General features: G+C 30.3%; 18 protein-coding genes. 14 read left to right on the forward strand and 4 right to left on the reverse strand.

Features of this window, described 5'->3' with window-relative positions; all coding sequences use genetic code 11:
• Window positions 1–102 precede the first annotated feature (102 nt).
• A complete protein-coding gene (locus tag IUY40_RS16100) occupies window positions 103–729 on the forward strand; it encodes an alpha-ketoglutarate-dependent dioxygenase AlkB (protein WP_195737881.1) in 627 nt (208 codons plus the stop codon).
• Between the two features lie 118 nt (window positions 730–847).
• Here IUY40_RS16100 and IUY40_RS16105 read toward each other — a convergent pair whose 3' ends face one another.
• Window positions 848–1,759, reverse strand: a complete 912-nt coding sequence (locus IUY40_RS16105) for a cupin-like domain-containing protein (protein WP_195737882.1) — start codon at window positions 1,757–1,759, stop codon at window positions 848–850.
• 746 nt (window positions 1,760–2,505) lie between these two features.
• Between IUY40_RS16105 and IUY40_RS16110 the strand changes: the two genes are divergently transcribed.
• The 11 genes from IUY40_RS16110 to rclC all read left to right on the forward strand — a co-directional run bounded on the left by IUY40_RS16110 (window position 2,506) and on the right by rclC (window position 14,619).
• On the forward strand, window positions 2,506–3,117 hold the full coding sequence (locus tag IUY40_RS16110; RefSeq protein ID WP_195737883.1) for a sigma-70 family RNA polymerase sigma factor: 612 nt from the start codon (window positions 2,506–2,508) through the stop codon (window positions 3,115–3,117).
• Window positions 3,118–3,208: 91 nt separating this feature from the next.
• On the forward strand, window positions 3,209–4,327 hold the full coding sequence (locus IUY40_RS16115) for a FecR family protein (protein ID WP_195737884.1): 1,119 nt from the start codon (window positions 3,209–3,211) through the stop codon (window positions 4,325–4,327).
• Between the two features lie 157 nt (window positions 4,328–4,484).
• A complete protein-coding gene (locus IUY40_RS16120) occupies window positions 4,485–8,192 on the forward strand; it encodes a SusC/RagA family TonB-linked outer membrane protein (RefSeq protein ID WP_195737885.1) in 3,708 nt (1,235 codons plus the stop codon).
• Between the two features lie 12 nt (window positions 8,193–8,204).
• Window positions 8,205–9,683 carry a RagB/SusD family nutrient uptake outer membrane protein gene (locus tag IUY40_RS16125; RefSeq protein ID WP_195737886.1) on the forward strand — a complete coding sequence of 493 codons (1,479 nt, stop codon included), beginning with the start codon at window positions 8,205–8,207 and terminating at the stop codon, window positions 9,681–9,683.
• A 19-nt stretch (window positions 9,684–9,702) separates the two neighbouring features.
• On the forward strand, window positions 9,703–10,572 hold the full coding sequence (locus IUY40_RS16130; RefSeq protein ID WP_195737887.1) for a putative zinc-binding metallopeptidase: 870 nt from the start codon (window positions 9,703–9,705) through the stop codon (window positions 10,570–10,572).
• Between the two features lie 43 nt (window positions 10,573–10,615).
• Window positions 10,616–11,956, forward strand: coding sequence for a DUF4302 domain-containing protein (locus IUY40_RS16135; protein WP_195737888.1), 1,341 nt, complete (start codon window positions 10,616–10,618; stop codon window positions 11,954–11,956).
• A gap of 103 nt (window positions 11,957–12,059) precedes the next feature.
• Complete coding sequence (locus tag IUY40_RS16140; protein ID WP_195737889.1) at window positions 12,060–12,251, forward strand: hypothetical protein; 192 nt, start codon at window positions 12,060–12,062, stop codon at window positions 12,249–12,251.
• A 185-nt stretch (window positions 12,252–12,436) separates the two neighbouring features.
• Window positions 12,437–12,655, forward strand: a complete 219-nt coding sequence (locus IUY40_RS16145; RefSeq protein WP_195737890.1) for a hypothetical protein — start codon at window positions 12,437–12,439, stop codon at window positions 12,653–12,655.
• 108 nt (window positions 12,656–12,763) lie between these two features.
• A complete protein-coding gene (locus tag IUY40_RS16150) occupies window positions 12,764–12,922 on the forward strand; it encodes a hypothetical protein (protein ID WP_195737891.1) in 159 nt (52 codons plus the stop codon).
• Between the two features lie 207 nt (window positions 12,923–13,129).
• On the forward strand, window positions 13,130–13,978 hold the full coding sequence (locus IUY40_RS16155) for a helix-turn-helix domain-containing protein (RefSeq protein WP_229335598.1): 849 nt from the start codon (window positions 13,130–13,132) through the stop codon (window positions 13,976–13,978).
• 80 nt (window positions 13,979–14,058) lie between these two features.
• Complete coding sequence (rclC, locus tag IUY40_RS16160) at window positions 14,059–14,619, forward strand: reactive chlorine resistance membrane protein RclC (protein ID WP_317190936.1); 561 nt, start codon at window positions 14,059–14,061, stop codon at window positions 14,617–14,619.
• A 124-nt stretch (window positions 14,620–14,743) separates the two neighbouring features.
• Here the strand turns inward: rclC and IUY40_RS16165 are convergent, their stop codons facing one another.
• Window positions 14,744–15,775 (reverse strand): AraC family transcriptional regulator, encoded by a 1,032-nt coding sequence (locus tag IUY40_RS16165; RefSeq protein WP_195737893.1) that lies wholly within the window; start codon window positions 15,773–15,775, stop codon window positions 14,744–14,746.
• Between the two features lie 108 nt (window positions 15,776–15,883).
• On the opposite strand from IUY40_RS16165, the gene IUY40_RS16170 reads away from it, so the two are divergent.
• Together IUY40_RS16170 and IUY40_RS16175 are read left to right on the forward strand one after the other, a co-directional pair.
• Window positions 15,884–18,280, forward strand: coding sequence for a TonB-dependent receptor (locus IUY40_RS16170; RefSeq protein WP_195737894.1), 2,397 nt, complete (start codon window positions 15,884–15,886; stop codon window positions 18,278–18,280).
• 26 nt (window positions 18,281–18,306) lie between these two features.
• Window positions 18,307–19,539 (forward strand): DUF4374 domain-containing protein, encoded by a 1,233-nt coding sequence (locus tag IUY40_RS16175; protein ID WP_195737895.1) that lies wholly within the window; start codon window positions 18,307–18,309, stop codon window positions 19,537–19,539.
• 1,331 nt (window positions 19,540–20,870) lie between these two features.
• On the opposite strand, the gene IUY40_RS16180 is transcribed toward IUY40_RS16175, so the two are convergent.
• On the reverse strand, window positions 20,871–22,256 hold the full coding sequence (locus tag IUY40_RS16180) for a HAMP domain-containing sensor histidine kinase (protein WP_195737896.1): 1,386 nt from the start codon (window positions 22,254–22,256) through the stop codon (window positions 20,871–20,873).
• Window positions 22,253–22,933: a response regulator transcription factor gene (locus IUY40_RS16185; protein ID WP_195737897.1), complete on the reverse strand. Its 681-nt coding sequence runs from the start codon at window positions 22,931–22,933 to the stop codon at window positions 22,253–22,255. The genes IUY40_RS16180 and IUY40_RS16185 overlap by 4 nt, the downstream gene beginning before the upstream one ends.
• Window positions 22,934–22,963: the final 30 nt, after the last annotated feature.

Raw genomic sequence — 22,963 nt, forward strand, 5'->3', positions numbered from 1 at the left:
TTTATCACAGTAAAGATACGTGATTTGTGATGATATATACTAATTTTGTTTTAAATAAAAGCAGATACTAGTTATTAGTTGATTTCACTTAATTCAATAAGCATGTTACTTTTTAAGGATACCGAAATTTTTACAAGTGGCAATAGAGGAAGAAAGGTTTTTGATCTGCCTGACACCGAATTGATATTGCACGATTCTCTTTTTACGAAGGAAGAATCAGATCATTATTATGACCTGCTGTTAAATAGAACAGCTTGGCGTGAATACGAAATGGAAATTTATGATAAATCACTTAAAGTACCTAGAATGATCTCTTGGTATGAAGACAAAAGTGATACTGGTGTTGCGCTTGATTGCCCAGATTGGACACCTGAATTATTGCAAATAAAAGATCGAGTAGAAGCAGAGACACAAGTAAAGTTCAATAGTGTTTTGCTTAATTTATATCGAAATGGAAAAGACGGAGTGAGTTGGCACAGTGATCGTGAGCAAGATTTAGGAAAAGATGCTATTATTGCCTCAGTCAGTTTTGGTGAAACTCGAGTTTTCAAATTAAGACATAAATTTAAAAAAGAAATTCCACAATTAGAAATCCCGTTACATCACGGGTCTTATTTATTAATGGGCGGAACAACACAAAGTTTTTGGCAACATCAGGTTCCTAAGACTACAAAGGATATCTTGCCAAGAATTAATCTCACTTTTAGGATTGTAGATAGGAAACTGTGATTTTTTAATCATTCTAATCTGTGGCAGAAAAATTAACTGTAAAGTTTGCTAAGATATATATGAAGAGTACAAAGTTCTTTTCCTAAATATTGTCATTTCTGATAATATTGGAGTAGTATTATGGTTGTTTTCTTAGCTCTGTTAGTTTCGAATCTTTGTTGCTTTGAACATCTAATAAAGCATTTGTTCTTCTAATAGATTCTTCATCTTTATAATCAAGCCAAGCCTGTCCTTTACGCTTTCGCATCCAATTATCATAATGACGAATAACTGCTACATTTGCCAATCCCTTAAGTAAGTTAGTTGGTCTTCCGGATAAAGAGCGTAGGCTTAACGAAAATCCTGGAGTGGTGTATTTCATATAGTGCCACCAACCTTCGGGCATATAAAGCATTTCGCCGTGTTCTAAGTTAGTTATATATGGTTTTACTAATTTAAGAGCTGGAAATTTTTCATAATCTGGATTGTCAAAATCTATATCTTCATTACAAATCCAAGAGTAGGGAAGGCGATACATGTATTTTGTTTCTTTAGGATCTACTAATACACACTGTTTTTTTCCTTGAAAATGGATATGAAATATGTTAGGAAAATCAATATCATAATGCATAAATACTTTAGCATTTTGACCTCCAAAAAAGACCAATGGTAAACTTTTTATTAGCCGAAGTCCCAGTTTTGGCCATCGCATATCATCTTTCATTGACGGCACATCTTTCATTAAATTATATAAAAATATACGTAAGTTAGTAGGTCCTTTTACGAGTATATCGACATATTCGGACATAGTCATTGTAAAATCTGGCTCATTGACTTTTTTGGTATGGTCCGTTTTGCGATTGTCATATAGAGGAACAGTTTTATCACCTGCGACTTCTCTTAAAAAGTCAAAATTCCATTTTGTAAAAGCGGGCCAATCTTCTATCTGATTAGTTATAACAACAGGTTTTTGAGGTTTGTAATAATTTTCTATGAATTCTTTTTTAGTAAGTTTTTCTACTCTTTCAATTTCTATATATTCAAATGCCATAATTAAAATTTTAAAGTTGTTAGAAAACAATAAAGTTACCTGTTTTAAGAAAATTTCTACATAAAATTAAATTGTTTTTCTTATTTAATGTAATTAGATGCTTATAATCTATAAGAAAACAGTGTTTTTTAAGGGTGAGAAAGCTATTGTTAGATGATTTACCTCTCAGTTGATAAACAGTATCGTTTATGTATTTTTGACTTTTTTACTAAAAAAAGAAGTTAACCTAAGGTTATTGAATTTTGAATAGACATGCTCAAAAAAAGTAGATTTCTATAAAAAAATGCAATTTCATTTTCATTGTTATATTTCTTTAAAATTTTGTGATTATAAATTATTTTTCTATTCATAATTGTTTATGTTTGTTAATAAAATATTAAATATAAGGTTAATTTTAACTTTTCCTTTTTTGAATGTTTTGTTTAATAAATAGAAATCCATTGCTAAACTGTACCTGATATCGAGGGCTCTTAAGTTTTGTAAATAAGCGTATTTATTAGAATTTTCGTAATACAATCACGATTGAAATTCATTGAAATGTTAATAAAAATAAAATCATTGGTTGAATTGATTGCTACTTATAAATTTAAAAATACAGTAGAACTTCAATTCATCAAAAAAATAAAATGTAAGTTTTTATTTGTTAGCATTAAAATTCTCAAACCAATACACTTTAATGATGATTATGACTGTCTTATACATCAGTGTATTTGCATTGAATATTGGCAATTAACCAAAACCAAATTATGAAAGTCCAAACAATAACGAAGGTAGATGTCTTTGATGATTCTGTACTCTGGAATAATCTGAAGGCTGGTGATGAAAAGGCTTTTTCATTACTTTTTGAAAAGCATTATGCACAATTAGTACGTTATGGAAATTCCCTTTCAGCTTTTGCTGAAAAAGTACAAGATTGTGTACAGGATGTATTCACAGATATTTGGGTATATAGAGAGACATTAGATGATTCAGTTGTTGTAAAAGCATATTTGTTATCTAGTGTGCGTAAGAGAATTGCTCGACTTCATGAGCGTGATCATATTTTTCGAAAAACTACTACTATAGATTCGATTGAATTTTTATTTGATTTTTCTGTAGAACATCAACTTATTGTAGATGAAGAGACTTTTAGCAAAGTTTCACATCTTAATAAATTATTAAATAGTTTGCCAGGAAGACAAAAAGAGGCATTGTTTCTACGATACAATGAAGGACTTAGTGTTGAGCAAATTGCAGACATGCTTAATGTTAATTATCAATCGGCAAACAATTTATTGCATCGAGCTTTATTGAATCTACGTAAAGAATGGAAAGGGAATATTTCTCTTTTAGTACTCTTATCTTCAAGCCTTTTTTAGTTTTTTTTAATTAAATCTAAAAATAATCATAAATAAGTGAGTATATAAAATAAAAACTGTCCTCTATGTTTTTGTAACCCCTTATTTTAAGATGCAAGAACGTAACAATTATACAGAAGTAGAAGATTTTTTAGCTAATGAATCATTTCATAGATGGGTACAATCTGAAGAAGATTTGGATCGTTGGGAGGAATGGACTCTAGAAAATTCTAAACGTGCCAAATTAGTAGAGGAAGCTCGTTTGTGGTTATTAGCAATGAATGTTCCTGAGATTACTTTATCTCAAGCAGATATTCAATTAGCACTAGAATCTACTTGGAATAAGATTGAAAGAAAAAAAATTGCCCAAAAAGGAGCAAACTCCCCTGTACTTAAACTTTGGAGTAATTATTGGCTTAGTGGAGCTGCAGCTGTTTTGCTTTTTGGATTTGTTGCTACTTGGTACTATAAAGATAATGCAAAAACGGATACTGTTATTACTTATAAAGAACTTGTAAGTGAAAATAATGAAGGTCTTGTAGAACAAACTAATAATACAAATAAATCACAAATTATAACTTTATCTGATGGCAGTTCTGTTTTGTTAAAACCAAACAGTAAGCTAAGTTATCCTAAAATATTTATAGGTAACGAGAGAAAAGTTTATCTATCTGGCGAAGGCTTTTTTGAAATTAGTAAGAATCCCAAAAAACCATTTTTCGTCTTCGCCAATGAGATAGTTACGCGAGTTGTAGGAACAAGTTTTAGAATCAAAGCTTATTCGGATCAACCAAATGTAGAAGTACTTGTTCGTACAGGAAAAGTTACAGTAAGATCTAATGAACTACTTGAAAATTTGAGTTCAAAAAGAAGAGAAGTTGTTTTATTGCCAAATCAAGCCTTACGTTTTGTACGTCAAGGATTTACTTTTAATAAAATTACAGATATTACACAAGATGAGTCTTTAGCGCATTCTGTAGGTAATATTGAGCAGTTAAGCTTCGAATTTACAGATATTCCAGTTACGCAGATATTTAAAACAATAGAACAAGCATATTTGGTAAAGATTGATTTTCCCCATTCAAGTCTTAAAGATTGCCATCTTACTACTTCGTTAAGTGACCAACCACTACCGGAGAAACTTAAAATTATTTGTAAAAGCCTTGGTAACAATACAAGTTATGAGATGAATGGAAATCAAATCATCATTACATCTAATGGATGTGAATAAAACCTAATATTTATGTAAAAAAAAGATATATAAAAAAAGCGCCGAAGATGCTGTAACATTTTCGACGCTTAGATAAAATAAAATTACTCTCTGTAAAGAGTAATTTTTGATGTTCCTCAATACCCAGTAAATAGTATTAATTAAACAAACCAAAATTATGAAAAAACCTGTTGTTAAACAACGATTACTCTTTCGAATCATGAAAATAACATTATTTCAGTTTGTCTTGGCATTTGTTTTTTCAAGTGTCACTATGGCAAATAGTGTGAAAGGACAAAGGAAGTTGGACACGAAAGTAACTATTGACGTTGTTAATTTAAGCTTGGATAATGCGTTATCTAAACTTGAAAAATCAGCAAAAGTTAAGTTTTCTTATAACTCAAGGATGACTCAACTAAATCAAATAGTGAGTATCGAAGCTAATGATGAAACTTTATCGAGTATTCTTAATCGAGTACTTAAACCGTTTAATATTACTTACTCAGAAGTAAGTAATCAAATTATATTGCAAAAGGATAGTTCTCAATCAGCTAGCTTTGAAGATATAAATGCATCAAGTTCTCTGTTTGAGAGCTTATTTATTCCTGTTGTAAAGGGAAAAGTAGTTGATCAAAGAGGTGACCCTCTACCAGGGGCTACAGTACTTGCAAAAGGAAGTAAGGTTGCAGCACTTACTGATTCTGATGGTAATTTTGTAATCGATATGCCAGCTAATAGTAAAAAACTTATAGTTTCTTATGTAGGAATGGAAACGAAAGAAGTTGATATTGTAAATTCACCACTTACAATTAGCTTAAGTGAGGTAGGTCAGAACTTAAAAGAGGTTGTGATTACTACAGGTTATGAGAAAACCTCAAAGAGAACTTTTACAGGAGCGATCAGTAAAATTTCTGGAGCAGAGTTAAAAGTTGATGGTGTTGCAGATATCAGCAGAATGATTGAAGGAAAAGCGGCGGGTGTTACAGTTCAAAACGTCACTGGTACATTTGGTACTGCTCCTAAAATTACAGTGCGTGGATCATCTTCAATTTTTGGAGATACAAAACCTTTATGGGTTATTGACGGTGTTGTACAAGAAGATATTATCAATATTTCATTTGCAGATTTAGCTTCTGGAAATTCAGAAACTTTATTAAGTTCTTCAGTTGCCGGTTTGAACTCTAATGACATTCAGAGTATCGAAATTCTTAAAGATGCTTCGGCTACGTCTATTTATGGATCAAGATCTTTAAATGGAGTTGTAGTTGTAACTACTAAGCAAGGGCGTAGAGATTCTCCTTTAAAAGTATCTTACTCGTTAGAACAAAGTGCTAGAGCTGTACCAAATTATAATCAATATGATATTTTGAACTCACAAGAATCTATGAGTATTTTTAAAGAAATGGAATCTAAAGGGTATCTTGATTTGCCTTCGACTATTCAAGGAAGATACGGTGGCGTATATAATATTTTAGGAAGAGCTATTAATACTTATGTACCTGAAACAGATGGTTATTTAGTTAACAATGATATAGTTGGTCGTAATAATTTTCTGAAAAAATATGAATTAGCCAATACTGATTGGTTTAAAGTTTTATTCAGACCATCTATAACACAAAGTCACTCTTTGAGTTTTTCTGGTGGTGGAAAAAATAATACGTTTTATGCATCTTTAGCATATTATACAGATCCAGGATGGACTATTGCTGATAATGTAAAACAATTGTCATCAAATATAAAAGGGACATTTTTTATAAATGACAATTTGAATATTACTTTATCTACGATGGCTTCTGTTAGAGACCAGCAAGCTCCAGGTACATATGAAAGCCAGAAGGATGCTGTTTTTGGAAAAGTAACGAGAGATTTCGATATTAATCCTTTTAGCTATGTTTTAAATACAAGCAGAACGTTAAGACCTTATGATGAGAATGGGAACTTAGAGTACTATCGTAATAACTGGGCTCCTATGAATATTATTAACGAGTTAAAAAACAACTACTTGGATATTAATGTAAAAGATATTCGTTTTCAGTTGGATTTAGACTATAAAATAAATAAGCACTTAACTTATAACCTTACAGGATCTGTTCGTTATGCCAATACAACAAGAGAGCATAAAATTCTAAAGGAATCAAATATTGTTGGTGCTTATAACGCAATGGAAACTACAATTGTAAGAGATGCAAATATCTTTTTATACAAAGATCCAAATGATTTATCTACGCCACCAGTATCCGTTTTACCTAATGGAGGATTTTTAAGAAAGTTCAACAATGATATGACATCTTATAATATTAGAAATAGTGTGAATTATAGAAATACTTTTAATGACAAACACGAAGTAGAAGGCTTTTTCGGTACTGAGTTAAGATCATTAGATAGAAATAGTGATAATTTTACAGCTGCAGGTATTCAGTATGATAGAGGTCTTACAGCCTTTACTGATCCTAGAATTATTGAAAAAATAATCAATGAAGGGAGTTCTTATTTTGCGTTTAATGCTGAAAGAGAGCGAACTATTGGTTTTTTTGGAAAAGCAGGTTATACCTATGATCGTCGCTATACCGCATCTGTTACAGGTCGTTATGATGGTTCAAATAGACAAGGAAATAGTGGTTCTTCGAGATGGTTACCAACGTATACTTTTAGTGGTAAATGGAATGTTTCTGAAGAAAAATTCATGCAAAATTTCAAAGCAGTAAATAATTTAGCATTAAGAGCTTCTTATGGACTTACTGCAACTGCCGGTCCTGCAACAAATTCTTTGGCGATATATAAGAGTGCAATAGCTGATCGTTTAAGTTTAAATGATAGAGAAATAGGTATCCAAATTGATCAACTACAAAATGGAGATTTAACTTGGGAAAAACAATTTGAAACTAACATTGGTTTAGATTTAGGATTGTTTAATAACCGAGTACAATTAGTGACCGATATCTACAGACGTAAAGCCTTTGATTTAGTTGATTATGTTATAACATCAGGTATTGGTGGACAAAAAACTAAGCAAGGTAATAATGCAAACATGGAAACTAAAGGTTTAGAGATTGGTTTAACAACACAAAATATTGTAGCTAGAGATTTTAAATGGTCAACAACATTTAACTTTTCTGTGTATAATCAAGAAATCACAAGGTTAGAAAATAAACCAACAGTTTATGACCTAGTTGATGGAAATGGTGGAAATGCTATAGGGCGTCCTAGAAATTCTATCTATTCTTATCAATTTACAGGTTTAAATAATCAGGGGCTTCCAACATTTGTAATGCAAGATGGAGCTAAAAATAACATTACCGGAGCTAATTTTCAGGATAGTGATAATGTAACGGATTATTTAAAATACGAAGGCTCAATTGAGCCAAATAAATCATTTGGACTTGCTAATACGTTTACTTATAAAAATTGGTCATTATATGTATTTTTCGTAGGATCAGCAGGAAATAAAGTTCGCTTAAACCCTATTTATGATAGTCAATATGACGATTTAACTGTTTTTACAAAAGATTTTACCAACAGATGGATTAATCAAGGTGATGAAAATAGAACGAATGTTCCAGTTATCGCAGATAAGAGATTAAATGCTAATTATGATGGTGAACGTATGCTTGCAAGAGCATATAACACTTACAATTATTCAGATGTTAGAATTGCTGACGGCGATTTTGTGCGATTGAAAAACATTTCATTAAGCTGGGAATTTCCTAAAGAGTTTAAGAAAAAGTTGGGTTTAAATACGTTTACTCTAAAAGGATCAGCAGTTAATCCTTGGTTAATTTATTCAGATAAAAGATTAAACGGTCAGGATCCTGAATTCCGTAATACAGGAGGAGTTGCATTTCCTATAACTTCTCAGTATACATTTACTTTAAATATTTCATTATAATAGTATTAAATTATGAAAAATATAAAAATAGCACTAGCATTAGTATTACTATTTAGTATTAGTAGTTGCGATGAGTTTCTTTCGGAAACGCCTGATAATAGAACACAAATAGATACTCCAGAGAAAATATCAGAATTATTAGTTAATGCATATCCGATAGGAGGAACGTATATGGATTTTGCAGAAACAATGTCTGACAACGTTGGAGATGGAAGATTTACAGGGGCATCACCTAATAACAGCCAGAATTATAACTGGGAAATGCAAGATGATACTGGTGTAGACACCCAGTCTAATTATTGGGATGCCTGTTACAGTGCTATTGCGCATGCTAATAAGGCATTACAGGCTATTGAACAACTAGGATATCCTACTAATTTGAACCCACAAAGAGGAGAGGCATTATTAGCTAGAGCCTATTCCCATTTTATGTTAGTGACATTCTGGTCTAAACAATATAATCCTGCAACTGCTGCAACTGATTTAGGCATTCCATATGTAACAGAACCAGAAAACGTATTGATTAAAAAATATACTAGAAATACTGTTGCAGAAGTTTATGATTACATTCAAAAAGACATTGATGAAGGTCTGAAATATGTAACCAACGAGTATAACCAACCAAAATTTCATTTTAATAAAGAAGCAGGAAAAGCATTTGCAAGTCGTTTTTATCTTATAAAAGGAAACTGGGCTAAAGTAATAGAACTTACAGAAGGATTAGGATCTAAACCAGCTGGGAAAATTAGAGATTATATAGCGAATACAAGTTTAGGACCGGAATTACAGCTTATTGATTATGCAAAAGAAGAACATAATACAAATTTATTAATTGTATCATCAGGTTCTATCTACGCAAGATCTAAATCCAGTAACAGATATTATTTAAACAAAGTTAAAAATGTTGAAATTTTTGGAATAGAGTCGAATATATATGACAAAGATTGGATCTACTCGAAGTATTCTGTTACTAATCTACGAACATATTTTGTGCCTAAGTTCCAAGAATATTTTAAGTATACTAATATAACAGCAAGTATCGGATTTCCTTTTTTAGCAACAGTACTTTTTACAAACGATGAATTTTATTTAAATAGGATAGAAGCGCTTATAATGACTAATAGAATCACTGAAGCAAATACAGAGCTAGAATTCTTTTTAGGGACAAGAACAGAAGGTTATAATCCTACAACAGATAAGTTAACAGAAGCAAAAGTTGTTGCTAAATATCCAGTAATTGCTAATGAATATACGCCGTTTTACGCTATGACTCCATTGCAAACTTCATATGTTAAAGCTATTGCTGAGACTAAAAGAAGAGAGTTTGTTCATGAAGGAATGAGATGGTTTGATGTGAAGCGTTTTAATCTTGAAGTAGAACATGATAATTTAAATAGTGCAATAAATATTTTAACTAAAGATGATAAACGTAGAGTTTTACAAATACCACTTAGTGCATCAACTAATGGTATCGAAAAAAATCCTAGATAAAAATTTAATATAAAGTATTATGAAAATAGTAAACAAATATAAAAAAACAGCATTAATTGCAGGAATAGTTGTAATTTTTTCTAGTTGTGGTCAAGAAGATCAGCCTAAGGAAAGCCAATTAGATTTTAATCAACCTATACGAACAGAATTGGATAATTGGATTGTTAAAAATTACCTTAATCCGTATAATATTAACACGTTATATAAATGGAATCAAAATACTGTTGATAATAGTAGGTTTTTGTTTCCTCCTACTATCGATAAAGTACAGCCAGCTTTAGAGATTGTTAAAAAAATATGGTTAAAAAGCTACGAAACCATTGGTGGAGCTGATTTTGTTAAGAAAATTGCACCAAGAGAATTTGTTTTGGTTGGTGGAGTAAATTCAAATGAGAGTGGTACTAGAATTTTAGGAATTGCAGAAGGAGGTCAGAGAATAACCCTTTTTGAAGTAGATTATCTCGATAATAAAAAGCGTGAAATTGTTAAAGAGTTTGTTCACACTATTCAGCATGAATACATTCATATTTTAAACCAGACTAAACCTTTTGATGAGCAGGCTTGGGCCAAAATTACTCCATCAGGATATACAGCGATTTGGCATCTAGACAGTGATGCCAAATCTAGAGAGTTGGGTTTTATAACTAGTTATGCGAGGTCTAATATTGTTGAAGATTTTGCTGAGACGGCATCAGTAATTTTAATTAATACTAAACAAGATTATGAAGCTATTTTAGCAGGTATAGGAAGTGAAAAAGCAAGAAATGATATTAAGAAGAAGGAAGCCATAGTAGTTAAGTACTTCAAAGATACTTTTAATATGGATTTCTATGCATTGAGAGATGAGGCTGAAAAAAATACAACAGATGTAATTAAAGGCAATTATTAATTGGAATATTAAGTTCGAAAATATTAACTTTTAAAAAAATAGTATGAAAATAAAATATTTATATAAGTTGCTAATTGTTGCTTTTGTAGCAATTCAATTAGTTGCTTGCAGTAACGGTGATACTGAAGAAAAGTTTAATGAAACGCCTACTGCAAGAACAAATGCTGAGTCCAAAAAATTAGACGACTTATTGCTCTCATCAGAGTATGGATGGAAAGCTGTTTATTTTACAGATAATACACAATTAGGAGGATATACTCATTTGTTTAAATTTTCTCCTGGAGGAAAAGTAACAATGGCATCAGATTTTGATAGTGACACAAAAAAACATGATAGTCAATATGAGATTCAGCTGGGCAGTACTGTAAGTCTTGTTTTTACAACAGCCAACAGAATACATCTTTTATCTGATTCAAATTCATACCCAACCAAAGATTTAAAAGGGCAAGGATATCTAGGCGATTTTCAGTTTTTGTTTTATGGAGAAGATAAAGGTGATATTGTTTTTAGAACTAATCGTAAGTTTGAGGAATTGCGTTTTATAAAAGCTACTGCAGCAGATTGGGCTAATTTGTCAAAAAATATATTGATGAAGGGTAATGTAATTGGAGCAGACACACGCTCACTTTTTAGATTTTTAGAAACTAATGACGGAACAGCTGTAAATCAATTTGATTTTAATTTTAATGATATCACTCGTTTTGCTACTGCTGACCCTATTGCAGCAGGTCTTTCTAAAAGTTTTAATGTAGGTATTGGATATTCTCCAACCGGAATAATAGTGAGTCCTGCTATAGAGATTAAAGGGCAAGCCTTATCTGAATTTGTTTATAATGATGCGGATGGAAGTTTTACCGCAAATGGAACAAATGGAGTATCGGCTACTATTAAGTATAGTAATAAGCCTCTTGTTTTAACAGAGGATTATAAAATTCTTTTGAATGGACAGCCTTCAAGTGATTTTGGGTATTATGAAGTTGATGTTACAAAAGTTGCGCCTACAAATTCTATTTTATTTAAAAATGAAATAAAAAAAATAAATGCAAGTTTACCTGCAGGTGCTATAATTATTGCTGTAGAGCTTTATTTTAATCATTCTAAAGGTAATTTTATTAAATATTTATTTAGTGATGGTGGTTCAATCTTTCATTATGTAAATGTTAAAGAAGATCCTATTAATAAAACCTTGATTCTTACTCATAAATCTTGGAATGGTAATGTAGCTAATCCAACTCCTGCTTTCCTAGCAGACTTTGATAACTATTTTTTAGATGCAAAAGGGATTTATGTTAATAAAGAAAGTTTTAGACTTTATTATACTAATACTGTTTACACTTTTACAAGTGCTTCTAGTCCGTTTAGGATGACCACATGGAAAAATTAGTTTTGAATAAATCAACAGGCCATCTTAATTAGGATGGCCTGTTTTTTTTTAAGTGAAATATTGTTTTCTAACGATTATAACAAAAATGCCAAATTTGTAAATTATGGAACCAAGTAAAGAGACCAAAGATAAATGGCATCAAGATCCGACAAATTGGATATGGGGGATTTTTTATTTTAATAAAGAAGACAAAAAAATATTTCCTCCTAAAAGAATAAAATTAATGGAATGGACAATTAATTTTGCAAATCCTAATTCGGTATTTTTTTTGTTAATTCTAATTGCGGTTCTTTAGGCTTTATCAAAGTATTTTTAGACGACATTATTAATTCATATAGTCGATATATTTGTAAAATAATCAGGTATTTTCGAGGGCGTTTTCTTATATTTAAATGTTTAAAAGTCTAAATATCAATGGACTTAAAAAGGATTGATGAATTTAAAAATCTAATTATTTAATTTATTATGTTAAAAACAATTTTGAATTTAAATGGAGTAGAATTACTAAGTAAAAATCAACAAAAAAATAGTATTGGCAAAGGTTATAATGGTCCAATACCTGTTCCTAGATGTGATAAGAATGATTGGGCGCCTGTAGGTGCCAATCCTTCAGATTACCCTAATTATCCTTGTATTGGTCCTCAAGAAATACCTTGTTTACCAACACTTTTAGAAGATGGTTCTGTAACTGGATGCTAAATTAAAATATTGAGTTTAATAAGCCGTTTCGTAATTCGAAGCGGCTTTTTTATTTAATAATATATTAGAGAATTACTATTTTTAGAATAATCACTTTTAGAATGCTATATGATACCTACCTTTGATAAAGAAATTTTAGAGAGAATAAAACAAATAATTGGTATTCCTTTTATGTTAGATATCTATACCGAAGAAGAAGTTTGTTTTGCAAATAATGATGAAGTTCGCCCCAGTTTCGATAAAATTTTAATACATTTCATGTTATAGATTATGTAAATGCATGTATATATCAACAAGGAGATAGAGCAAATTTATTATCAAAAAACCATTTTATCAAAATTCAATATCCTCAAGATTCAGCTTTTTTTTGGAAACAAGTTGCAGTAGGAGTGAAGCTTCGAAAAAGTGATTTGTTATAAGAAAGTACTATTGAAAATTATTTTAAGATAAAAAGGTATAGTAAATAAAAAATTAATGAAAGAAAATGAAATAGCTCATAAATATTGCATGGTTCAGGAATGCGATACAGATTATATTAACTTGTATGGTAGTTCACCAATGTATAGTATTTTTTTTCTTGAAGGCAACGGAAAAGTAAGCGTAGATTTGATAGAATATACTTTTGATGGAAAAATTATATTATTTGCAACGCCCTATCAAATTGTTCATTTTGATACGAAACAGTCAATTAAAACTAGGAGATTACAATTTCACGGAGATTTTTATTGTATAGAATATCATAAAAAAGAAGTTGCTTGTAATGGACTTTTATTTAATAATATATACCAGCAACCTTATGTAAATCTAGAGCCTAAAAATTATATCGAATTAGATTATATTTTAGGAAAACTAATTATAGAGCTTGAAAACACTACTAGCTATGGTATTGCAGTAGTGCGTTCTTATTTGCAATTGATATTAGCATTATGCAGTAAAATAAAATCAGAAGATAATCTTGTTCATGAAGAAAGAAACCTACATCACCCGCTAATTCAGTTTAAAAACTTATTAGAAAATAATTTTCATAAAGAAAGACAACCATCTTTTTATGCTGCTCAAATGAATATTTCGCCTAATAGTTTTTCCAAATTATGTAAACAGTATTTTTTAAAAACACCATCTACGCTCATTCACGAAAGAGTGATCCTTGAGGCAAAAAAACTCATTCACCTTAGTTATAAAAGCATGAAGCAAATCGCAGCAGAGCTTAATTTTGATGACGAAAATTATTTCAGCCGTTATTTCAAAAAGCATACTGGTATTGCGCCAACTGCATTTCGAGAGAATGTTGGCATATCTATCGTAGCAGATTTGTCTAGGTAATATCCCTATCTGTCCATTGTGAGAAGAGTGTAACGAGGCTAATTTTGTTTTTTATATTTAATACCTTATAAAGAATAAAAATCATGAAAATAGTATCGATCTTATCAGAATTGCAAAGTCAGTTTTTTAATTTAATGCGTATCGCCATTTTTATAGTAATGGTTTGGATTGGTGGACTTAAAGCTTTTCAATATGAAGCAGATGGAATTGTGCCATTTGTTGCAAATAGCCCCTTAATGAGTTTCTTTTATAATAACCCAAATGAATATAAAGACCATAAAAATAAAGAAGGCGAAGTAGTCGAAGAAAATATCAAATGGCATATGGAGAATGGAACTTATGTCTTTTCTTATGCACTAGGAGGTGTAATTATAATTATTGGATTACTTACCTTATTTGGAATTTTTAATACCCAAATAGGTCTTATAGGTGGAGTTCTTACAGCTTGTATGGCATTAGTAACACTTACTTTTTTAATTACTACTCCAGAAACCTGGGTGCCAGATTTAGGAACAGCAACGCATGGTTTTCCGTATTTATCGGGAGCTGGACGATTAGTTATTAAAGATATTATAATGATGGCAGGAGGCTTGTTATGTGCCTCTGATTGTGCTAAAAGAATTATATCTCAAAATAAGTAATTTTCAACTTATTTATATAATATTTCCTTTTTTACTCTAACAGATTTTTAAAATATGTTAGGTATTTTTTATTTAAACCATTCTTAAATGAACATATATCATTTATATGGTTTGTTTTAATATACTAACCAAGTAATAAAAAACTAGTTACTAAAACGTTAATACTGCTCCAATTGATCTTGAATTTTTGAGGAGAAAAACCATAAAAAACTTTAAAAGCTGCAGAGAAATGAGAAACATCTTTGTAACCACATTTATAGGCTACTTCACTAACGCTTATGGATTTAGATTTAAATAATTCTTTAGCGTGTTTCATCCGAAGCTCAATAATATAACTCTTTACAGTGGTTCCAAAACAAGCTTTAAATCCCTTTTTGAGTTTGAATTCGTTTAGAGAAATCATCCTTGAAAGTTCAGGTAGAGAAGGAGCATGTACATAATCTTTATCCAAAATTAATTTAGCCTGTTGAAGTTTGTCATAATCATCTTCGCCTAAAAATTCTTTTGGAGTCACTTTCTCAATAAGAGTTTCTAGTTGTAAAATTAAAAGCTCTTTTATCTTTGTTTCGATGTACATTCTTTTTAAGGGACCTTGATAGTTGCAATTTTTAATTTCATGAATTACCCATAGGATAGATGCTGTAAAAGGTATGTATTTAGAAATCAAATAACTGGATTTTTTTAAAAGAATGTTTTTTGAGAATTTCCTATGAAGTTCCCAATCTTCATTGATAATATTGTAATAAAAATCTTTTGATAAAATGATTGAAAAGAAATTTATTTGTTCAAATGGTAGGATTTTAAAAGTTGCTTTATAGTTTGCCGTATAGAAGATGTTGTGTGTATTTTCTCGTGTAAGTTTTTCAGTTTCTAGTTGATCAATATGAGTTTCGACGTTATTAGAATATATAAAATTCATTATAATTGATTCAGAACTAATCTCAAATAAAATAGTTTGTGGTTCTGAGAAGTACATTTGGGTATCTAGAATTACAAGTCCGTCAGTTATTAAATGAAAGCTTTTTATTTCTTCTAAAGGGGTATTTTTTATAGATATGTTTTCTTGAGTTAAGTGACTTTTTGGATCATAGCTATCACGTATCTCAATAGAAACTATTGATTGGTTGTGTTTTAGAAGTTTCGATTTAATATTCATAATAATAATCCTTTTTTACAAAATAATAATCCGTTTTTCCCTCTAATTAATTGGGAGAGACATGGTACTTTTGCAACAAAGTTATTTATAATTAGTCTAAATAAAATCATGTCAACTCACAAAATTTCAATTTTTAGTATATTTTTTTTAATATCATTTTTTTTATCAGCCCAACAAAATGAAGGAATCGTAGTCTCAGGACAGGTTACGGAGAGTTCAGGACAAAGTATTCCATTCGCAACAGTAAGTCTCGAAAACACAGATTTTATAATTATGTCCGATGAAAATGGCAAGTATAATTTTAAGAATGTTAAAGCAGGGAATTATATTTTAAAAGTTTCAGCGATAGGGTTTACAACTTCAAAAAAACATATAGAAGTTAAGGGAACAAACGAAATTATTCTTTCAGTTCGTTTAGAAAGCGAATTAAATGAATTAGAGAATATAACGGTAATGGGACGTACTCAAACCGAAAAAGTAAATAAGCAATCATATAGCGTAACTGCAATTGATGCTAAAAAGTTACATAACTCTACACTAGATTTATCCCATGCGTTAGATAGAGTTTCGGGTGTTCGTGTTCGTGAATCGGGAGGAGTAGGATCTAGATCAGAACTTTCTATTAATGGATTCTCAGGCAATCAGATAAAACTCTTTATTGATGGAGTACCGATGGACAATTTTGGTTCATCATTTCAACTTAATAATATCCCTGTAAATCTTGCTGATAGAATAGAGGTTTACAAAGGAGTTGTGCCTATTTGGTTAGGAGGCGATGCTCTTGGAGGTGCGATTAATATCGTTACAAATTCTAAGCCACGTACCTATTTGGATGCATCCTATTCTTTTGGTTCATTCAATACACATCGTTCCACTGTAAATGCAGGTTATACCGCCAAGAGTGGTTTTACTACAGAAATTAATGCTTTCCAAAATTACTCAGATAATAACTATTGGGTAAATGTAGATGTAGCAGATTTAAAGACTGGACAGTATTATCCAAATCAGCGGGTGAGAAGATTTCATGACAAATATCGTAATGAAACTGTAATTTTTAATATTGGAGTGACAGGTAAAAAGTATGCCGATAAATTATTATTTGGTTTTACAGCAGGTGAAAATAAAGCAGATATACAGACAGGAGCACGAATGGTTAGTGTATTTGGACAGGTTTATAGAAAAGGAAATATTTTGATGCCAACAGTAAAATATCAGGTAAAAGATTTCTTTACAAAAGGATTAGATTTTAGTGTGACGGGTAATTATAATTTTGGACAAGAACAAAATATTGATACCGTTTATCGAAGATACAACTGGTTTGGAGATTATATAGAATTAGAAGGTTTAGGAGGAGAGCGTAGTCGTACCTTACGTAAGTTCAAAAATAATAATGGAATTGCTACAGCAAACCTTACTTATCGTTTAGGAGAAAGACATTCGTTTATGTTAAATAATACGTTTACTACTTTTGATCGTAAAGAAAGTGATGAACTGGTTCCTGAATCTTTACTTTATCAGCAGCCTAAAAAATCTCAAAAAAATATTTTAGGAGTAGGTTATAAATTCGATTATAACGAAAAATGGAGCACTTCAGTATTTATTAAAAATTACACTTTAAAAAACACCTATTCAGAAAGTTATAATCCTTCAGGTAATTGGGGAGATATTGCTTATATAAAACATGTTGATAATAAAAGTTATTGGGGATATGGTGCTGCGAGTAGTTATTACTTAAAACATAATTTACAAATAAAGGCATCTTTTGAAAAAAGTTATAGACTACCAGCTCCAGAGGAAGTTTTTGGAAGTGTAAATGATAATTTATCAGGAAATATTGGTTTAAAACCAGAACAGAGTGAGAACTTTAATGTAGGACTTAGTTACCAAACTAGTTTTAAGAAAGTAAATGCGATGACATTTGATGTAAATCTTATGTATCGTGAAGCTGCTGATTTTATTCGACCTGAGCTGAATTTAAATCAAACGATGGTAACTAATGTCAATCAAAAAGGTGTTTCAAATTATGGAATTGATACAGAGATAAGATATTCATATAAGAATAGATTTACCGCTGGTGTAAATATGACATATCAAAACCTTCGTAACAATATAAAATATGAACCAGGTAAGGATATAGTATCCTTAAATTATAAAGATAGAGTTCCAAATATTCCTTTTCTTTTTGGTAATGCCGATGCTACAGTATTTTTTAATGACTTCATAAAAAAGGGTAATAATCTTTCAGTTGGTTACAATTTATTATATGTACATGACTATTATTTGTATTGGCCAAGTAGTGGGGGAAAAGTCGGTAAATTCGATATTCCAGCACAGTTTAATCATGATTTAAATGCAGTTTACACCTTTGCAGATGGGAAATATAATATTGCCTTAGAGTGTAAAAACATGTTGGATAATAAACTTTACGACAACTTTTCATTGCAAAAACCAAGTCGTTCTTTCAATATAAAATTCAGGTATTTTTTTACCAAATCAAATAAATAATTTTAATAAATCAAACAATAACTATCATGAAGAAAAGTAGCACATTAGCGATATTCGCAGCCTTAATAGCTTTTACATCGTTCTCTTGTAGCAGTGACTCCAATTCACCTAATGGAGGAGCGCCAAGTACAGGAACAGACAAAACAAAATATATTGTTACCGTTACTACTGGCGCATCTGGCGTGGCAGATTATTTACTAACTACTGATGATGTGACTAAAGGATCTATCACTACTCAGGGCAATGGATTAGAACAAGATGGTTCATACCGTTTTTATATTACAAACCAGAATAAATTTTTTAGTTTACTTTATGGGCAAGGAAATCCTGGAGCTGTAACTACTTATGCACTAACAACAGAAGGTAAGTTGGCTAAAACATCTAACTTTCAAGCTGAAACTGTACAGGTTTTTGCTACAGTAAACAAAGAGATTTTAACAATTAAAGTACCAAGAAGTGGTGCTTCAGCAATTGCATCTATGTACAGAATTGATGCAACATCATCACTTATTGTCGGTGGAGCACAACAGGACATTAAAAAATTGGCTAAAAACGGAGAAAGAGCACATTATACATGGGCAACACAGGTAGGAGATAAAGTTTTTATGCCTTACATGAGTATTAAAGGAGATGGAGTAGATACTTTTGGGACTAATTACCCAGATAGTACATGGGTTGCTGTATACAACTATCCTGAATTAAAATTAGAAAAAGTAATTAAAGACGACCGTACAAGTTATTTAGGGTCTTATTTTACCAATGGATTAATTCAGGATGAGAATGGCGATGCTTATGGTTTTTCTAGTGCAACCGCAACAAGTAACAATGTTATAACTTCTACTAAGCCATCTGCTGTTGTAAAAATTAAAAAGGGAACTACAGAATTTGACAAGACTTATTTCTTTAATGTACAGGAAAAATCTGGTGGATATAAAATTTCTTCAAGCAGTTATATCGGTAAGGGAAAAGTATTGTTACAAATGTATGGTGATATAGGTAAAGATAGCGGTGTACCTAAATTGGCAGTAGCCGATGTATATAATCAAACTTTTATTTGGGTAACTAATGTGCCTAAAGTAATTAATTCGACTACTACAAAATATAATATTGCTACAGAAGATAATAACTCTATTATACTTGGTATAAATACACCTGATGGTAACTGGGTTTATACAATTAACGGTACTACAGCGGTGGCTGCTAGAGGAATGAAAGTAGAAGGTGGAGAAATTACAGCTATTGCTAAATTAAAATATTAAATTGATTTTAAGCCTGTTTTAATTTGAAATGGGTTTACAAAACAATAGACACTGTACCAAAAACGGTGTAAGTATAAAATTCTGCTTGGTTTAAAACCGAGCAGAATTTTTATTATATTTAAATAGTTTGGAAGACAAAAGACCTATTTCCTGATGCATTTTTTAATCAATTTACTTTTTTCTTCCACCAAGCTCTTTTATTAAAACAAGCAGAATCTTTAGTTTTAGTTGTATAATTCCAAATAGTTTCATAATTATTTATTTGCTTATACTTAGCATATATTACACCATTTTTGAACATGTAATCTATATCACAATCTTTTAAAGTTCCCTCAATGTTTTTATAAAAATCTGGGGGTATTTCATTTGGTTATGCAATTCTGTAAAACTCATTTTGAGAGAAAACAATTAGAGGACGTCCAAGGTCTACTGGAATAGCAGATTTGAATTCCACATATATGTTTTGCCAATAATAATAAGCTGAAAACATCAAACAACTTACTTTGTTATAAAAAGCAAAAAACATCTAATTGCAATTAAATAATCGACTTTTCATAAAGCCAATTATCCTAATCCGTTATAGTAGCAGTAGTTTTTATTCAGAAGTATAACCTAAAATCTCAAATTTCTTTTTATTTGAATTATATTTTAATCTCACATTAATTTTTTGGGTTCCATTATTTAATATTAAAACATTCTCGGCTTTGGAATCTCCAAAAGGATAATTTAAGTCCCCATTTTTAACTTCTAATTTAAATTTAGAGTTTTGCTTTTTTAATTTATTTATTACTTTAGTTCTTTTCCAATAAAAACAATATTTTCAGTGGAATCTGTTTTTGATAAATCATTCGTAGTTAATTCTTTTCCAACATTCAAAATTTAATTTGTAGTTGTTTGATTTCCGCAAGAAATAAAAAAGACAAGAATAATAAAACTAAAACATTTCTTTACTAAATTTATTGAAATTACTACTAACTCATCAATATTATTGTCTAATTCTTCTCTCTTTGTGATTTAAACCATTCTAGATAGTTTGTTTTAATCGATAATCCCAAACAAGCTCTATTCGATGTAGTTGTGTTTTGTTTTTTCAATTTCAAATTTAAACCTTCTAAAAACTTAGCTTTAAATATAGTACTATTGTTCTTACATGTTTACTCAGTTTAATAAATTAAAATGAAAAGTTTAATAAAAGAAATAAGTAGTGAAAATGATATAATGGTGTGTCTTGTTTTTCAAGTAATTAGATAGTTTCGGTAATTGCGACAATAAATCATTTCAGTTACTTAATTATTATAACAGCTATAATTATAGCTTACAAAGTCTAAAAACTAATCGAGGTTATTTTTTATATCATGATAAAGTTCAACGGTAAATATCGTACCCGATTTTTTATCAGATGTAACAGAGATAGTCCCTTTATGAAGTAAGATAATCTTTTGAGTTAAAGATAGTCCAATGCCGTTTCCTTCCGCGTATATTTTATTTAATCCTCTATAGAATGGCTTGAAAATATATTTTAAATCCTCTTCTAAAATACCGATACCATTATCCGTAAATTGTAAAATAATCTTTTCCTTTTTTAATGATATGACAACTTTACTTTGATTATTTTCGGAGAACTTACAGCCATTTTCAAACAGATTTAGAAAGGAGACTTTTAATAAATATTCATTTCCATTAACAGTTATTTGTTTATCATCTTCAAAATCATTTTCGAAATGTATTGCAACATTATAATTTGGATTTGTTTTTTGTACCTGCTGTCTTGCGTCTAATAAAATTTCATCAATGCGAACTTGTTTGAAAGCAATCTCTGAAGGATCATAATTAGCTTTAGCAAAATCGAGTAAACTATTAGACAGTTTTGCTATTTTTTTGGCATCCTGTAACGTATTAAGAATAACAATTTTATATTCGTCATTATTACGTTCCTTGTTGGTCGAGAGCTCCAATTCAGTAATGATAGCTGAAAGTGGCGTTCGTAACTCGTGAGAAATATTAGAAACAAATTGTTTTTGAGAATCGAAGGAGTTTTCTAAGCGATTTAGCATTTTGTTAAAAGTAGTTGCTAATTCCGAAACTTCATCTTTACTTTCGTTAGTATACAATCGTAAATGGAGATTTGTAGCAGAAATAGTTTTTGCTTTATCTGTCATTTCAACAATAGGTTCGAATGCTTTCTTAGAAAAAAAACGGCCCACAATATAAAGGAGTAAAATAGATACGATAAATACAATAACACAAGTTTCTAGTAAGTTTTCTAATTTTAAATATCCAAATTCATCGTATGCAGCTGCTGTAATAATGTATTCTTTTCTCTGAAATTTGTATTTCATTCCTATTACTTGCCAATCATTTTGATAAAATTGTATTTCGTTTTTATGAATTATTTCTTCAATCATTGGTTTTGTTTCTTTAACAACATCTATATCAACAGCATCGTGATACAACAATTGAAAAGAAGGAGTGTATATAGCAACCTCTACTTCATTTAATGTAGTTCGATTGTTTCTATAAATATTTTGTAATGTTTTACTGTTTACCTTAGCATTAAAAAACAAATTGGCTTTAGTAATGGCTTCCTTTTTTAGTAATGCATAAAATTCTTTTTCTCTGTTTTCCTTTGCGGAAATTAAGATAATAGTGGTAAAAACTAATAAAACAGTAGCTGTTGTAAACGTAAATAATAGGGTTAATCGAGTTCTTATTTTCATTCTACTTTTAAAATAAATCCCATTCCGGATCGGGTATGAATAAGCTTTTTATCAAAATCTTTGTCAACTTTTTTCCTTAGGTAATTAATATATACATCAATAAAGTTTGTTCCAGTATCAAAATGAGTATCCCAAACTTTTTCGGCAATTTCTGTTCGGGATAAAACACGTTCTGAATTTTGGATCATATACTCTAAGAGTTTAAATTCTTTGGGAGTAAGATTTATTTCGATATCATTTCTTTTTACATTTTTTGTTTGCAAATTCATTTCAAGATTATCATATTTTAAAATGAATCCTGTATTATTTATTATCCCATTACTGCGTTTTAATAAAGCCCTTATGCGAACCAAAAGCTCTCTCATTTCAAATGGTTTTGTCAGATAATCGTCAGCACCAGCATCAAAGCCCTCTACTTTATCATCAGTTGTACCTAAAGCTGTTAGCATTATGATTGGTAAATTGGGTTTTACCTGGCGTATTTCTCTACATAAATCCAAACCGTCAAGTTTAGGTAAAACAATGTCAGTAATAATTAGATCATACTGATTATTAAGGGCTAATTTTTTTCCTGAAATACCATCGTAAGCAAGTGTAGGTGTAAAACCATGCTCATCTAATCCTCTTTGTATTAATTCGGCTACTCTTTGGTCGTCTTCTATAATTAAAATTTTCATCGCCATAAAGTTACTATTTCATTTTGTAGA

This window comes from Flavobacterium sp. ALJ2, from assembly GCF_015594725.1.
Taxonomy (GTDB): domain Bacteria; phylum Bacteroidota; class Bacteroidia; order Flavobacteriales; family Flavobacteriaceae; genus Flavobacterium.

Excerpts from the sequence above, each read along its gene's own strand:
- IUY40_RS16100 (WP_195737881.1), top strand. The coding sequence starts at position 103 with ATGTTACTTTTTAAGGATACCGAAATTTTTACAAGTGGCAATAGAGGA.
- IUY40_RS16105 (WP_195737882.1), bottom strand. The coding sequence starts at position 1,759 with ATGGCATTTGAATATATAGAAATTGAAAGAGTAGAAAAACTTACTAAA.
- IUY40_RS16110 (WP_195737883.1), top strand. The coding sequence starts at position 2,506 with ATGAAAGTCCAAACAATAACGAAGGTAGATGTCTTTGATGATTCTGTA.
- IUY40_RS16115 (WP_195737884.1), top strand. The coding sequence starts at position 3,209 with ATGCAAGAACGTAACAATTATACAGAAGTAGAAGATTTTTTAGCTAAT.
- IUY40_RS16120 (WP_195737885.1), top strand. The coding sequence starts at position 4,485 with ATGAAAAAACCTGTTGTTAAACAACGATTACTCTTTCGAATCATGAAA.
- IUY40_RS16125 (WP_195737886.1), top strand. The coding sequence starts at position 8,205 with ATGAAAAATATAAAAATAGCACTAGCATTAGTATTACTATTTAGTATT.
- IUY40_RS16130 (WP_195737887.1), top strand. The coding sequence starts at position 9,703 with ATGAAAATAGTAAACAAATATAAAAAAACAGCATTAATTGCAGGAATA.
- IUY40_RS16135 (WP_195737888.1), top strand. The coding sequence starts at position 10,616 with ATGAAAATAAAATATTTATATAAGTTGCTAATTGTTGCTTTTGTAGCA.
- IUY40_RS16140 (WP_195737889.1), top strand. The coding sequence starts at position 12,060 with ATGGAACCAAGTAAAGAGACCAAAGATAAATGGCATCAAGATCCGACA.
- IUY40_RS16150 (WP_195737891.1), top strand. The coding sequence starts at position 12,764 with ATGATACCTACCTTTGATAAAGAAATTTTAGAGAGAATAAAACAAATA.
- IUY40_RS16155 (WP_229335598.1), top strand. The coding sequence starts at position 13,130 with ATGAAAGAAAATGAAATAGCTCATAAATATTGCATGGTTCAGGAATGC.
- IUY40_RS16165 (WP_195737893.1), bottom strand. The coding sequence starts at position 15,775 with ATGAATATTAAATCGAAACTTCTAAAACACAACCAATCAATAGTTTCT.
- IUY40_RS16170 (WP_195737894.1), top strand. The coding sequence starts at position 15,884 with ATGTCAACTCACAAAATTTCAATTTTTAGTATATTTTTTTTAATATCA.
- IUY40_RS16175 (WP_195737895.1), top strand. The coding sequence starts at position 18,307 with ATGAAGAAAAGTAGCACATTAGCGATATTCGCAGCCTTAATAGCTTTT.
- IUY40_RS16180 (WP_195737896.1), bottom strand. The coding sequence starts at position 22,256 with ATGAAAATAAGAACTCGATTAACCCTATTATTTACGTTTACAACAGCT.
- IUY40_RS16185 (WP_195737897.1), bottom strand. The coding sequence starts at position 22,933 with ATGAAAATTTTAATTATAGAAGACGACCAAAGAGTAGCCGAATTAATA.